Source organism: Frankia sp. CcMO1, assembly GCF_977945845.1.
The window spans coordinates 1-12,637 of sequence record NZ_CDWTMG010000136.1; the positions used below are offsets into that span (position 1 = coordinate 1).

Annotated in this window: 14 protein-coding genes; 7 read left to right on the top strand and 7 right to left on the bottom strand. The window is 71.8% G+C overall.

All coding sequences use genetic code 11. The features are described 5' to 3' along the window. Nucleotides 1-56: 56 nt before the first annotated feature. The gene (locus AC08OU_RS15905) at nt 57-707 is read right to left on the bottom strand and encodes a hypothetical protein (protein ID WP_476605221.1); all 651 of its coding nucleotides are present in this window, start codon (nt 705-707) and stop codon (nt 57-59) included. A 53-nt stretch (nt 708-760) separates the two neighbouring features. Here AC08OU_RS15905 and AC08OU_RS15910 point away from each other — a divergent pair, with 53 nt between their 5' ends. Next, complete coding sequence (locus AC08OU_RS15910; RefSeq protein ID WP_462202845.1) at nt 761-1,123, top strand: antibiotic biosynthesis monooxygenase family protein; 363 nt, start codon at nt 761-763, stop codon at nt 1,121-1,123. Between the two features lie 175 nt (nt 1,124-1,298). Then, on the top strand, nt 1,299-2,279 hold the full coding sequence (locus AC08OU_RS15915) for a ParA family protein (RefSeq protein ID WP_462202844.1): 981 nt from the start codon (nt 1,299-1,301) through the stop codon (nt 2,277-2,279). 465 nt (nt 2,280-2,744) lie between these two features. Here AC08OU_RS15915 and AC08OU_RS15920 read toward each other — a convergent pair whose 3' ends face one another. Next, nucleotides 2,745-4,412: a DEAD/DEAH box helicase gene (locus AC08OU_RS15920; protein WP_476601417.1), complete on the bottom strand. Its 1,668-nt coding sequence runs from the start codon at nt 4,410-4,412 to the stop codon at nt 2,745-2,747. Nucleotides 4,413-4,877: 465 nt separating this feature from the next. Between AC08OU_RS15920 and AC08OU_RS15925 the strand changes: the two genes are divergently transcribed. After that, nucleotides 4,878-5,549: a ferritin-like fold-containing protein gene (locus AC08OU_RS15925; RefSeq protein ID WP_476605224.1), complete on the top strand. Its 672-nt coding sequence runs from the start codon at nt 4,878-4,880 to the stop codon at nt 5,547-5,549. Nucleotides 5,550-5,633: 84 nt separating this feature from the next. On the opposite strand, the gene AC08OU_RS15930 is transcribed toward AC08OU_RS15925, so the two are convergent. The 3 genes from AC08OU_RS15930 to AC08OU_RS15940 form a co-directional block, all read right to left on the bottom strand. Next, nucleotides 5,634-5,861, bottom strand: coding sequence for a DUF3107 domain-containing protein (locus AC08OU_RS15930; protein WP_011438181.1), 228 nt, complete (start codon nt 5,859-5,861; stop codon nt 5,634-5,636). 179 nt (nt 5,862-6,040) lie between these two features. Next, nucleotides 6,041-6,730: a TetR/AcrR family transcriptional regulator gene (locus tag AC08OU_RS15935; RefSeq protein WP_462186504.1), complete on the bottom strand. Its 690-nt coding sequence runs from the start codon at nt 6,728-6,730 to the stop codon at nt 6,041-6,043. Between the two features lie 161 nt (nt 6,731-6,891). Further along, nucleotides 6,892-7,095 carry a hypothetical protein gene (locus tag AC08OU_RS15940; RefSeq protein WP_462186503.1) on the bottom strand — a complete coding sequence of 68 codons (204 nt, stop codon included), beginning with the start codon at nt 7,093-7,095 and terminating at the stop codon, nt 6,892-6,894. A 419-nt stretch (nt 7,096-7,514) separates the two neighbouring features. Between AC08OU_RS15940 and ku the strand changes: the two genes are divergently transcribed. After that, on the top strand, nt 7,515-8,651 hold the full coding sequence (gene ku / locus AC08OU_RS15945; protein WP_476601415.1) for a non-homologous end joining protein Ku: 1,137 nt from the start codon (nt 7,515-7,517) through the stop codon (nt 8,649-8,651). A 109-nt stretch (nt 8,652-8,760) separates the two neighbouring features. Here ku and AC08OU_RS15950 read toward each other — a convergent pair whose 3' ends face one another. Continuing rightward, nucleotides 8,761-8,934, bottom strand: coding sequence for a CsbD family protein (locus AC08OU_RS15950; protein WP_462186501.1), 174 nt, complete (start codon nt 8,932-8,934; stop codon nt 8,761-8,763). 222 nt (nt 8,935-9,156) lie between these two features. On the opposite strand from AC08OU_RS15950, the gene moeZ reads away from it, so the two are divergent. Continuing rightward, complete coding sequence (moeZ, locus tag AC08OU_RS15955; RefSeq protein WP_462186500.1) at nt 9,157-10,329, top strand: adenylyltransferase/sulfurtransferase MoeZ; 1,173 nt, start codon at nt 9,157-9,159, stop codon at nt 10,327-10,329. Between the two features lie 155 nt (nt 10,330-10,484). Further along, entirely contained in the window at nt 10,485-10,751 is a 267-nt protein-coding gene (locus AC08OU_RS15960; protein WP_462186499.1) for an MGMT family protein, read from the top strand. Between the two features lie 16 nt (nt 10,752-10,767). Here the strand turns inward: AC08OU_RS15960 and AC08OU_RS15965 are convergent, their stop codons facing one another. Then, on the bottom strand, nt 10,768-11,514 hold the full coding sequence (locus AC08OU_RS15965; RefSeq protein WP_476605222.1) for an SDR family NAD(P)-dependent oxidoreductase: 747 nt from the start codon (nt 11,512-11,514) through the stop codon (nt 10,768-10,770). 141 nt (nt 11,515-11,655) lie between these two features. On the opposite strand from AC08OU_RS15965, the gene AC08OU_RS15970 reads away from it, so the two are divergent. Beyond that, the coding region (locus AC08OU_RS15970; protein WP_476605223.1) for a UvrD-helicase domain-containing protein at nt 11,656-12,637 on the top strand (982 nt) is incomplete at its 3' end.

Sequence of the window (12,637 nt, forward strand, 5' to 3'; positions counted from 1 at the left end):
TAAGAAACTCACGACCCTGGAGTCCGCGGCGGAGCGGCTTGCCCGTCTCACCCCGGCTATCCTGGGTTGAGGGTCGTCCCAGGCGGCTGGGGCATCGGGTAGCCGGCCTCGGCCGCCCGGGCATGCCCCGCGCGCAGCTCCCGGTCCAGCGATGCCAGCTGACCGTGTGCCCCGCCGCGCAGCGATCGGCCGGCCAGTCGCGGGCGAGCGGCCATCTCATCGGGCGACGGCGGCGTGTACCGCCCGCGCAGGTATTCCCCGATCCACCGGGCCTGGGCAGCCGCGAGCTGCGCGGGACCCGCGACATGGAACAGCCAGGGAACCTCGAGATCGAAGACCTCGCCGAAACGGGCCGAGCCCGTCCCGGCCGGACCCAGCCGCGCCGCCGGGCCGGTGAGCACCACGGCCTCGAAAACGCCGAGTGGGTGGGCTTCGTCACCCGGGCGTGCCTCGTTACTCGGGTGGGGACCGCCGTGCACCTCAAAAGGCGGACCGTGCGTGGCGGCTCCGACCAGGCGTAACGTATTAGGAGTAACGGCGACGACACGATCAGTCAGACCGTGCGTGGCGAGTTCGGCGAGGGACGGCGGCGGCGTGGGGCCGTCGGAGAACGCGGTGACGGTCAGCCCACCGTCGGCGAGTGTGATCGTCGCGGCGGTTCCGGCGGCATTGAGACCGAGGACGGCGACACGGGGAAGACCTGGCACGTCGGGGGACTCTAGCGGCGCGGTGATGGATCCCGCGCACTACGGTTGAAGACATGAGCGTTGTTAAGATCAACGTATTGACCGTGCCCGCGGAGCTGCGAGACACCCTGGAGAAGCGGTTCGCCGGCCGCGCCGGCATGGTGGAGCAGGCCGACGGGTTCGAATGGTTCGAGCTGCTGCGCCCGATCGAGGGCACGGACACCTACCTCGTCTACACCCGTTGGCGTAGCGAGGAGGACTTCCAGAAGTGGCAGTCCTTGCAGGCGTTCGGCGAGGGCCACCGGCAGGCTGCGGCCGGTCAGGGCGCTCCCGCGGGCCACGGGGCCCCGGCGGGGGGGCAGGGTGCCCCCGCGGCCACCGCGGCCACGCTGTGGTCGTTCGAGGTGGTGCAGACTGCCGCCCCCGCCTCGAGCTGACCCGCGCCCGGCGGCGCACCCCGGATGAGACGAGCGGTACGCCCGGATCTACCAGTGTTGCGGATGGTTGGTCGGTGCCCGACTTAGGGTGATTGCAGAGTGGCCTCGGGGGCGCGTCGAGCTTTTCGCCCGTCAAGTGTTGTGACGGATCGGCCACGCCCCCACACTGATCGGTGTGGCCCGAGTACTCGCTGTTGCGAATCAGAAGGGCGGCGTTGCCAAGACGACCTCCGTGTCGAGTCTCGGTGCCGCGCTGTGCGAGCTGGACCGTCGGGTCCTGCTGGTCGATCTCGACCCACAGGCATGTCTGACCTTTTCGCTCGGGCTGGATCCGGATGCCCTCGAACTGTCGGTGCACGACGTCCTGCTGGGACGGTTGTCCGCCGGCATCATCATCACCAGGACACCGGACGGCACCGATCTGCTGCCCGCGACCATCGAGCTGGCGGGTTGTGAGGCGGTGCTGCTGTCACGCACCGGGCGGGAGCACGCGCTGCGGCTCGCCCTCGCCGAGATTGTCGACGAGTATGACTTCATCCTCATCGACTGCCCGCCCTCCCTGGGCGTGCTCACCATCAACGGGTTGACGGCGGCGGACGAGGTCATCGTGCCGCTGCAGTGCGAGACGTTGTCCCACCGCGGCGTCGGCCAGCTGTTGGACACGGTGCACGACGTGCAGCGGCTGACCAATCCCGGCCTGCGGGTCCGCGGCGTGCTGCCGACCCTGTTCGACGGTCGCACGGCGCACTGCCGGGCGGTGCTCGCCGACGTCTCCGCCCGGTACGACATCGCGGTGCTGGCGCCGCCGGTAGCCCGCTCGGTGCGCTTCGCCGAGGCGCCGGGAACGGGGCGGTCCATCCTGACGACCGCACGGCGCTCCAAGGGGGCCGAGGCCTACCGGTCGCATGCCCGGGCCATCGCCGGGGTCGCGGGGGTGGGCACGGCCGCCGGCATCGCTGACATCGCCGGCATCGCTGACCCTGCCGGGACCGCGGTTGGGCAGGCCGCCGAAACCGTTGACGGCCCGGGGACCACCTCGCCCGGTCGGCGGCAACGCCCTCGGGAGGGGGACGGCCGGCCCGTGGGCATGCGGGACCATTCCCGCCCACCGGCGCAGGTCGGCGAACCGGCCTGCGCCGGAGAGGTGCGGGTGTGAGTCGACGGTGAACGAGCTCGGGTGGACACCCGGCCGGGTGCCGGGCGGGACGCAGGCGCCGGGACAGGCGCAGGACCGGGCGACGGCCGGGTTCGACCGGCTGCGTCCGCGTGGCACCCGACCTCCCGTGATCACTCCGGTCCGCGCGAGATCGACGGTGGGTCGGGACGCGCATGGAAAGCGTGCGTTGTATAGCGGCGTTCGCCCCGTGACACCGCCGAACACCAGCCTGACCGTCAGCTGCTCCCGATGCGGGCAGACCAGCCCCCTCGGCGCCTGGCACGCGCTGCGCGTCCTGACGCCGAGCGTCCATCTACCGCTGGTCCGACTCCGGCATCCCTCGTTGGTGCGCTGTCCCTCGTGCCGGCGGCTGAGCTGGGTCCGGTTGGGTCTGCATTTTCGGCCCGCGGGCTGACGACACCCGCGGGCCGGCGACACCCGCGGGTACGCGGGGCCGCCGGGGTGTCAGGCCGACTCGGCTCGAGGCGGCGCGTCGGCCGCGGCCTCGGTACCGTCGCCGGCCTCCCGCATCGTGCCCGTGCCGCGGCCACGGTTGCCCCGACGCCGGTGCCGGCGTCGGGGCGACTCCTCGGCCTCGACGCCCGTCTCCGAGGCCAGGGCGGAGACGACGCGGGCGGTGTCGGTGTCCGTGTCGGTGAGCGGGGCGGTCCCGGTGAACTCGACCAGCCCGGTCTGCCCGGCACCGTCCACCACGGGTGGGCCGGCCTTCCGGCCGTCCTCGTCGACCGGGTCCGCCGGGTCCGCGGCGATGGCCAGCCCCGAGGCCGCGGCCGCTGCACCACCGCCGCGGGTGCGCCGACGGGCGCGAGTCCGGGTCGGCACCGCCGCCGGCTCGGAACGGTCCTGGTCACGCCCGGTCCGCGAGCCGCGGCGCCCGCCGCGGCCGGACTCCCCGAGATCCTCGATGTCCTCGGCCGCGAGCCCGGCGCGGGTCCGCGCCGCGTGCGGCAGGGTGCCCTTCGCGCCCGCCGGGATGCCGAGCGCCTCGTACAGGTGGGGAGAGGTGGAATAGGTCTCCACCGGACCGTCGAACGGCAGGGCGAGTGCCTTGTTGACGAGCGTCCACCGCGGCAGGTCGTCCCAGTCGACGAAGGTGATGGCCACCCCGCTCTCGCCCGCCCGACCGGTGCGGCCGATGCGGTGCAGGTAGACGTTCTCGTCTTCGGGGCACTGGTAGTTGACCACGTGGGTGACACCGTTGATGTCGATGCCCCGGGCGGCCACGTCGGTGGCGACCAGGACGTCGATCTTGCCGGAGCGGAAGGCGCGCAGCGCCTGCTCGCGCTGGCCTTGGCCCAGGTCGCCGTGCACCGCCGCGGCCGCGAAGCCGCGCTTGGCGAGGTCCTCGGCGACCTTGTCCGCGGTGCGCCGGGTCCGCACGAACACCATGGCGAGCCCCCGGCCGCCGGCCTGCAGGACCCGGGCCAGCACCTCCATCTTGTCCAGCGCGTGGGCGCGGAAGACGTGCTGACGGGTGGTCGGGACCGTGCGCCCCTCGTCCGGCTGTTCCGCGCGGACGTGCACGGGCCGCTTCATGAACCGCCGGGCCAGGGAGATGACCGGGCCGGGCATGGTCGCGGAGAACAGCATCGTCTGCCGCTCGGTCGGCAGCTGCGACATGATGCGCTCGACGTCCGGCAGAAAGCCGAGGTCGAGCATCTCGTCGGCCTCGTCGAGCACCAGGGTGCCGACGCTGGCCAGGTCGAGCACGTGCTGGCGGGCGAGGTCCAGCAGGCGGCCGGGCGTGCCGACGACGATGTCGACCCCGGCGCGCAGCGCGGACAACTGCGGCTCGTAGGCACGCCCGCCGTAGACGGACAGCACCCGCAGGCCACGGCGGGCGCTGGCGCGGGTGACATCCGCGGTCACCTGGACGCACAGCTCACGAGTGGGCACCACGACGAGGGCCTGTGGACGGCCGTCGGCACCCTCCTCGGCCGCCAGCACCGTCTGTACCACCGGGATGCCGAACGCGAGGGTCTTGCCGGTGCCGGTGCGGGCCTGCCCGATGATGTCGTTGCGGGCCAGGGCGAGTGGGAGCGTCAGCTCCTGGATGGGGAAAGCGTGCACGATGCCCGCTTCGGTCAGCGCCGAGACGGTCTCGGCGCGCACGCCGAGCTCCGCGAAGGTCGGCGCCGCCGGGGACCCGGGGGTGGAGGGGGCGGTTTGTGGCTCGTAGGGAGTTAGATCATCCGTGGGTACTTCAGCTGTGACGGACAGCGGGACGCTCCTGGTCTTCTCTGAGCGGTGTCTACGCTGAACCCGCTCGCGGTGAGCCGCGCGGCGCCCGCGACCCGAAAATCATGTGCCCCGGTGCCCTCGATGGCAACTCTGGGTGCACAGGTGACGAGGCGACGCCTGCTACACGGCGGCCGAGGTGACATAACGACCCCTGGCTACTCTCCAGTATAGCCGGTGTAACCCCGGGTGGGGGCTCCTTAGCAGGAGTGTTTGCCGACAGCGACTGCGGCGGGTGTCAGAATCGCGCCTGTGGCACAGACGACACGGACTCCGGCCGGCCCGGCGACACCCATCGCCATCACCACCCCCGGTCAGGTAGGTGACTTTGACAATCGGGTGCCCCCGTCCCCGGATGCTGGACCCGCGCCGACCGTGGATCAGGCGACCGTGGATCTACTGGGCCTGCTCGCCTACGGCGAGCTGACCGCCTTCGAGCGTATGGCCACCGACGCGCGGATGTCACCGACTGTTGCCGACAAGATCGCCCTGGCGAAGATGGCCGCCGCCGAGTTCGCCCATTTCCAGGCCATCAGCGACGAGCTGGACCGGCTTGGCGTCGACCGGGAGCTCGCGATGGCCCCGTTCATCGCGCCACTGACCGCCTTCCACAACTCGACCGCTCCGGCCGACTGGCTGGAGAGCCTCGTGAAGGCCTACGTGGGGGACAACATCGCGGCGGACTTCTATCGCGAGATCGCGGCGCGGCTTCCGTCACCGTCGCGCGAACTGGTTCTGAAGGTGCTCGACGACACCGGGCACGCAGCCTTCGCGGTCGAGCGGGTGTGCGCGGCGATCAGCGCCAACCCGACGGTGGCCGGGCGGCTGGCGCTGTGGGCCCGTCGGCTCGTCGGTGAGGCGCTCACGCAGGCCCAGCGGGTCGGAGTCGATCGCGACGCGCTCACCGGGCTGTTGGTCGGGGTCGGCGACCTGGAGGCGCTGGCGGCGATCTTCAACCGCATCATGTCGGCGCATGGCCGGCGGATGGCGTCGCTGGGCCTGTCCGCCTGATCCGGGCCCGCCGACCGGCGCGGCGACGCCGGTCGGCTCCCCGGCGGGCCGGCCGCCGGCCCGCTGCCGGTGGTCGGCCGGGACCTAGACGGCGCCGAAGCCCACCCGTCGGGTCGTGGTCGCGGCGATCTCCACGTAGGCCAGCGACGCGATCGGCATTATCACCTGCCGGCCCTTGTCGTCGACGAGGGTCAGCACCCCGTTGTCGGCCTTGACCGCCTCATTCACCAGCGCGGCGACAGCCTCCGGGGACTGGCTGCTCTCCAGCACCAGCTCCCGACTGACCTGCCGGACGCCGATCTTGACCTCCACCCGATGACCTCCGCCTTCGTCGGACCTACCGCCGGCGGACGAGAGCCGCCGATCTTGAATCACCGCCCACACTATGGCTTCCGGGACTTCTCCACCGCGGCAGGGGCGGCGTGTTCGCTCCGGGCACACCCGCTCACCCGACAAACGCTCGTCCGGTAAACCCGGTACACCGGACGACGTCAGCCGGTGGGGGGCACCTCCTCGTGCGGCTCCGTGTTCGTGCGCGTGGCATCCCGGTGCTCCTGGCGGGGGTAGCCGCCGATGCCGCGCCAGGCCAGCTCCACCATCGACTCGATGGCCCGTTCCTTTTCCACGGTGGCACCGCGGACCAGCCACCAGCGCGACGCCGTCTCGGCCAGCCCGACCAGCCCGACCGCGAGCAGGTCGGCCTCGTCCTGGGGCAGCCCGGTGTCGGCGACGATCGTCGCGGCGATGGCCCGCACGCACTGGGCGAAGGCGGTCTCGATGCGCTGGCGGACCGCGGGCTCGTTGCGCAGGTCCGACTCCAGCACGAGCTGGTGCGCCCCAGAGGGGTCGTTGACGAAGTCGAAGTACGCTCGGATGGACCGGGCGATGCGCGCGTGGTTGTCCGAGGTGGAGGCGAGCGCGTCCTGGACGCTTGTCACCAGCTGGGTGGCGTGCTCGTCGAGCAGCGCGAGATAGAGCTCGAGCTTGCCGGGGAAGTGCTGGTACAGCACCGGTTTGCTGACGCCGGCCCGCTCAGCGATCTCGTCCATCGCCGCTGCGTGGTAGCCCTGGGCGACGAAGACCTCGCGGGCGGCTCCCAGAAGCTGGAAGCGGCGCGCGGTGCGGGGGAGCCGGGGAGCCCTGCCCGGTCGTGTGTCGGGCGGGGCTGGCTCGGCGGTCACCGGCGCACCTCCTGGCTGATGGCGCACCTCCTGGTTGATGCGGTCAACAGTACCCGCGGGGTCCGACCGGCCGGCGTTCGTCGAAACGGAACCAGCCGGCCTGCCCGTCGCTCGCGCGGGGTGGCGCCGGGTCAGCGGTAGTCGGGTCAGCGGTAGTCGGGTCAGCGGTAGTCGTCGTCCTCGTCGGTCTCGACCACGATGCTCTGCTCGACGACGTCGTACTCGTCGGCCTCGACGGGTGGTGCCGAAGGTAGCCAGCGCGGCGCCGGGTCGGCCGGACGTATCTCCCGGGCCTGCTCGACGGCGTCGGCGTCGGGCGCCTCGATCGGGAGATCGGATGCCGGAAGGTCGGTGGGTGCTCCCATGGGGACGTCCTCCTGCGCTCGTCGTTACGGCGACCCGCTGGGACGGGCGCCGGAAATGGACGATCCGAACCTGTCCAGGGTCCGGATCGCGATGTTCCCGGAACGGGTGGTCCTCACGCGCCATCGGCCGGGCCGGCCTCGTCACGGACGTGGCGGTGGTGTCCGTCACTCATCCCACTCCCGGCTCCCGCGCCGTTCCCGGCTCCGTGCCCCGCTCGCACCAGGCTCCCCGTCCTGGGTACGTTCCGCCCTCCTGCACATATATCCCCCGCCGGCCATCGGTGTTCTCCGGCGTGTCTCCAGGGCGGCTGGTGCCCTGGAGATTTTCGCCTGCTGATAGGTTCAAGCTTTTCGCCTGTCTGGCTTACTCGTGGGCTTCCGGTGGGACACCATAGGGGTACGTGACGTGAGGGGCGAACATGCGTGCGACCTGGAAGGGCGTGATCTCCTTCGGCCTGGTGTCCATCCCGGTGAGGCTCTACTCGGCGACCCAGGAACGGGATGTCGCGTTTCACCAGGTTAGACGGTCGGATGGGTCTCGTATCCGATACCGGAGAGTGGCGGAGGCCGACGGGGACGAGGTCAACTACGCCGACATTGCCAAGGGCTACGAGCTGCCGGACGGGGAGACCGTCGTACTCACCGACGAGGACTTCGCGAATCTCCCGCTGTCCACCTCCCGGGCGATCGACGTGCTGGAGTTCGTCCCGTTGGAGCAGGTCGACCCGATCTACTTCGCGAAGAGCTACTACGTCGAGCCCGACCGCACCGGCGCCAAACCCTACGTTCTCCTTCGCGACGCGCTGGCCGCCTCGGGCCGTGTCGCGCTGGTGAAGATAGCCCTGCGGCAACGCGAGCAGCTCGCGACGCTCCGGGTGCGTGGCGGCGTCTTCGTCCTGGAGACCATGGTCTGGCCGGACGAGGTGCGGCAACCGGACTTTCCGTTCCTCGAGGAGGACATCGCGGTGCGCCCGCAGGAGCTGTCGGTGGCCGCCTCGCTCATCCACACCCTGGCAGCCGACTTCGACCCCACCAGGTACACCGACAACTACCGTGAGGCCCTGCAGGCCGTGATCGACGCGAAGGTCGCCGGTCGCGAGGTTGTGGCCTCGCCGGGCGGGCTGGCCGGCGAGGCGGTCGGCGACCTCATGGCGGCGCTGCGCGCGAGCATCGCCGCCGCCCGCGCCGGACGGCCCGGCGAAGCGGCCGTGGCTGGTGGTGCGGCCGTGGCAGGTGGTGACGCGGGGCCCGCGGCGGCCGGGGTTACCGACAAGGCGGCGGCCGGGGTCACCGGCAGGGTACCCGACGACAAGGGGCCCGACGACAAGGGGCCCGATGGGCGGCGGGGCGGCCGTACCTCTTCGGTCAAGGATGCCTCGTCGGCCCCGGGCACGAGGTCGACCGCCCGGAAGACGCCGTCCTCGACGAAGAGCACCGCGAAGACGAACGCCACGAAGACGCCGCCCGCCAAGACCTCCGCGGCCAAGACCACCTCCTCGAGGACGGCCTCAAGGACGCCGACCTCGAAGACGCCCCCGACGCGGCGATCCGCCTGAGGACCTGAGGAGCGGCCCCGGCGCGGGAGCCGGGGGCAGGTGGCGGCGGGGAACAGGTCCGTTAGGTGCCGTGGGGCTGGTTGCCGTGGGGCCGGTGGGTACCGGGCGGTCAGCGACGGAAGGCGTCCTTCGCCTTCTCCCCGGCGTTCTTGAGGTCGGCGACGCCGCGTTCTCCCCGGCCCTCCGCCTGCAGGTCCCGGTTCTCGGTGGCCTTGCCGGCCTGTTCCTTGGTCCGCCCGCGGAGCTCCTGCACCTTGTTCCTGACCTTGTCAGTGAAGGACACTGCACTCAACTCCTCCCTGTATGTGCGGCGGTTCGGAAGAGGTCTACCCGTGGCGGCCGCGGGAACACTCCGGGGACGCCGTGCGCTGTACTGAAGGGCTGACCGTCGCGATGCCCGATATGCACCCGCGATGAGGGACCTCCCGGCGGATGGCCCAAAACCGGCGAGGCCGCGTCGCGCTGTGGCATCGTCGAAGGACGACACCGAACGCGAGGAGCAAGCGTGTCCCTTCCGCCCCTGGTCAACCCCGCCGAGGGGCTGACCGTCGATGAGATCCGCCGGTACTCTCGACATCTGATCATTCCGGATGTCGCCGTGGACGGCCAGAAGCGGCTGAAGAACGCCAGGGTGCTGGCGGTCGGTGCCGGTGGCCTCGGCTCGCCGACGCTGATGTACCTGGCCGCCGCCGGCGTCGGGACGCTGGGCATCGTCGAGTTCGACACCGTCGACGAGTCGAATCTGCAGCGTCAGATCATCCACGGCCAGTCCGACGTCGGCCGCTCGAAGGCGGAGTCGGCCCGCGACTCGGTTCGCAACATCAACCCGTACGTGAACGTCGTCCTGCACGAGACCCGGCTGGACGCCTCCAACGTCATGGAGATCTTCAGCGGGTACGACCTCATCGTCGACGGCACGGACAACTTTGCCACCCGCTACCTGGTCAACGACGCCGCGGTGCTGCTCGGCAAGCCCTACGTCTGGGGTTCGATCTACCGCTTCGACGGCCAGGCCAGCGTCTTCTGGGCTAAGCACGGACCGTGCTACCGCTGCCTCTACCCGGAGCCGCCGCCTCCCGGCATGGTCCCCTCCTGCGCCGAGGGCGGGGTGCTGGGTGTGCTGTGCGCCTCCATCGCCTCCATCCAGACCACCGAGGCCATCAAGGTGCTGACCGGGATCGGTGATCCGCTGGTCGGTCGGCTGATGGTGTATGACGCCCTGGAGATGACCTATCGGTCGATCAAGGTCCGCAAGGACCCGGAGTGCCCGTTGTGCGGGAAGAATCCGTCGATCACCGAGCTGATCGACTACGAGGCGTTCTGCGGGGCGGTCTCGGAAGAGGCGCAGTTGGCCGCCGCCGGCTCGACGATCACCGCGGGCGAGCTCAAGAGCTGGCTGGACGCCGACGAGCCGATCGAGCTCGTCGACGTCCGTGAGCCGGCCGAGTGGGAGATCGTCCGGATCCCCGGCGCGCGCCTGATCCCCAAGGGGGACCTGCCCGCGCACCTCTCCGAACTGCCGCAGGACCGTCGGGTGGTCGTCTACTGCAAATCCGGGGTGCGCTCGGCCGACGCGCTCGCCACGCTGAAGGGCGCCGGCTTCTCCTCGGCCGTGCACGTCCAGGGTGGCGTGACCGCGTGGGCGACCCAGGTCGACAAGTCGCTGCCGGTCTACTGAGTGCCGGACGAGCCACGGAGCCTGGATGAGCCACGGGGAGCCTGGATGAGCGGGCCCGGCGTGACGCGCCGCCGGCGAGCCTCTCCGCCGGGCTCGGTACCCGGATCTCGCTCGGCGGCGCGCCGGGTCCGCACGCCTTCGAGGTGCTGGACGCGGTGGCGCGCATCCCGCCGGGCAAGGTGATGACCTACGGTGACGTGGCCGAGTACGTCGGCGCCGGGTCGGGGCGCACGGTCGGAGCCGTGCTGTCCCGATTCGGCGACGAGGTGCCCTGGCACCGGGTGATCCGGGCGACCGGGGAACCGAACCCGGCCGCACCGGTCGAGGCCCTGCGCCGGCTCGTCGCCGACCGGACGCCGCTGCGCCCCGGAGGCGACCGGGTCGATCTCGCCGCGGCCCGGTGGGACGGTTCTCCGGCCTGACCGCCCGCGGGCCCGGTCAGCGGGCGGCCATGCCGCCGTCGGCCAGATAGACGCTGCCCGTGACCAGGGAGGCCCGGTCGGACAGCAGGAAGACGACGACCTCGGCCACCTCGTCGACCGTGCCCAGTCGGTTGATCGGCGAGAACAGCGCGGCTCCGCGCCGCGGCCGGCCGTTGGCGTGCAGCAGCGGGGTGTCCACGAAGCCCGGCGCCACCGCGTTCACCCGGATGCCGCGGGTGGCGTAGTCCAGGGCGGCCGTCTTGGTCAGCCCGATGACCCCGTGCTTCGCGGCGACGTAGGGCGCCGACCCGGCGAACCCGACCACCCCGAGCACCGAGGCCATGTTGACGATCGAGCCTCCGCCGTTGCGCAGCATCGCCGTGATCTCGGCCCGCATGCTGTAGAAGACGCCGGAGAGGTTGACGTCCAGCACCCGCTGCCAGTCCTGTGCCGGGGTGGTCTCCACCGGCTCGCGCCCCGCGCTCACTCCCGCGTTGTTCACTGCCAGGTCCAGCCGTCCGAAGGTGCCGACGGTGACCTGGACGGCGCGTTCGAGCGAGTCGGGATCGGTGACGTCCGCCTCCAGGGCGAGCGCCTCCCCGCCACCGTCCTCGATCGTCGCCACCACCTCCTTGGCAGCGTGCGCGTCGAGGTCGGTGGCGACGACCCGGGCGCCCGCTCTCGCCAGTCGGCGGGCGCAGGCGGCGCCGATGCCGGATCCCGCCCCGGTCAGGAGCGCGACCTTGTCGCTGCACTCGGTCATGACTGAGGACACTGCCACGTCCTGACGCGCACGCGTGAGAGGTCCCCCGAGTGTCCCGGTCCCCGAGTGTCCCGGTCGTCGACACACCGCGGGGCCGGCGGAGTCGGCGGAGTTGTCGGACCCACGTGATGTGCTTTGCCCGTGGTCGTCCTTCCTGCCCCCGCACCCGCCGCCCCGCGTCCCGGCTACCGGCTGGTCGCCGCCCCGGTCGCGCCGCCGCGCCCGCTCGTCCTGGATGCGGCGCAGCGCGCGGTGGTTGAGCACGGCGGCGGGCCGCTGCTGGTGCTCGCCGGGCCCGGCACCGGGAAGACGGCCACGCTCGTCGAGGCGGTCGCCGCGCGGATCGAAGCCGGGGCGGATCCGCGGTCGATCCTGGTCCTCACCTTCAGCCGGCGAGCTGCCGGCGAGCTGCGGGAGCGGATCATCGCACGGCTCGGTGCCGAGGGCGGGGCCGGCGGAGGTCCCGGGGCGTGGACGTTCCACGCCTGGTGCCTGGCGCTGCTGCGCGCGCACGAGCGGCCGGCCCCGCCGGGCGGGCTCCGGCTGCTGTCCGGCCCGGAGCAGGATAGTCGGCTGCGCGATCTCATTGAGGGTTCCCGCGAGGACGGCCGGCCGGTCTGGCCCGAGCCGCTCGTGGGTTGCCTGCGCACCCGCGGTTTCACCGAGGAGGTGCGGGCGCTGCTGGCCCGCGCCCGCGAGGTCGGGCTCGAACCGGTCGCGCTGGCGCAGCTCGCCCGGCGTACCGGCCGCCCGGACTGGGCCGCCCTCGCCGAGTTCTACGAGATGTACCTCGACGTGTTCGGGTTCGAGGGGGCGGTCGACTACACCGATCTCGTCCACCGGGCCGTGGTCGTCGCCGAGAGTGCCGAGGGGGGCGCCTGGCTGCGTGGGCGCTACCGGCACGTCTTCGTCGACGAGTACCAGGACACCGATCCGGCTCAGGAACGCCTGCTGGGGGCGGTGGCCGGCGGTGGTGGCAACCTCGTCGTGCTGGGCGACCCAGACCAGTCGATCTACGCCTTCCGGGGGGCCGAGGTCGCCGGCCTGCTGGGCTTCCCGGCCCGGTTCCTCCGCCTTGACGGCGAGCCGGCGCCGATCGTCGCGCTGCGGCGCTGTCGGCGGA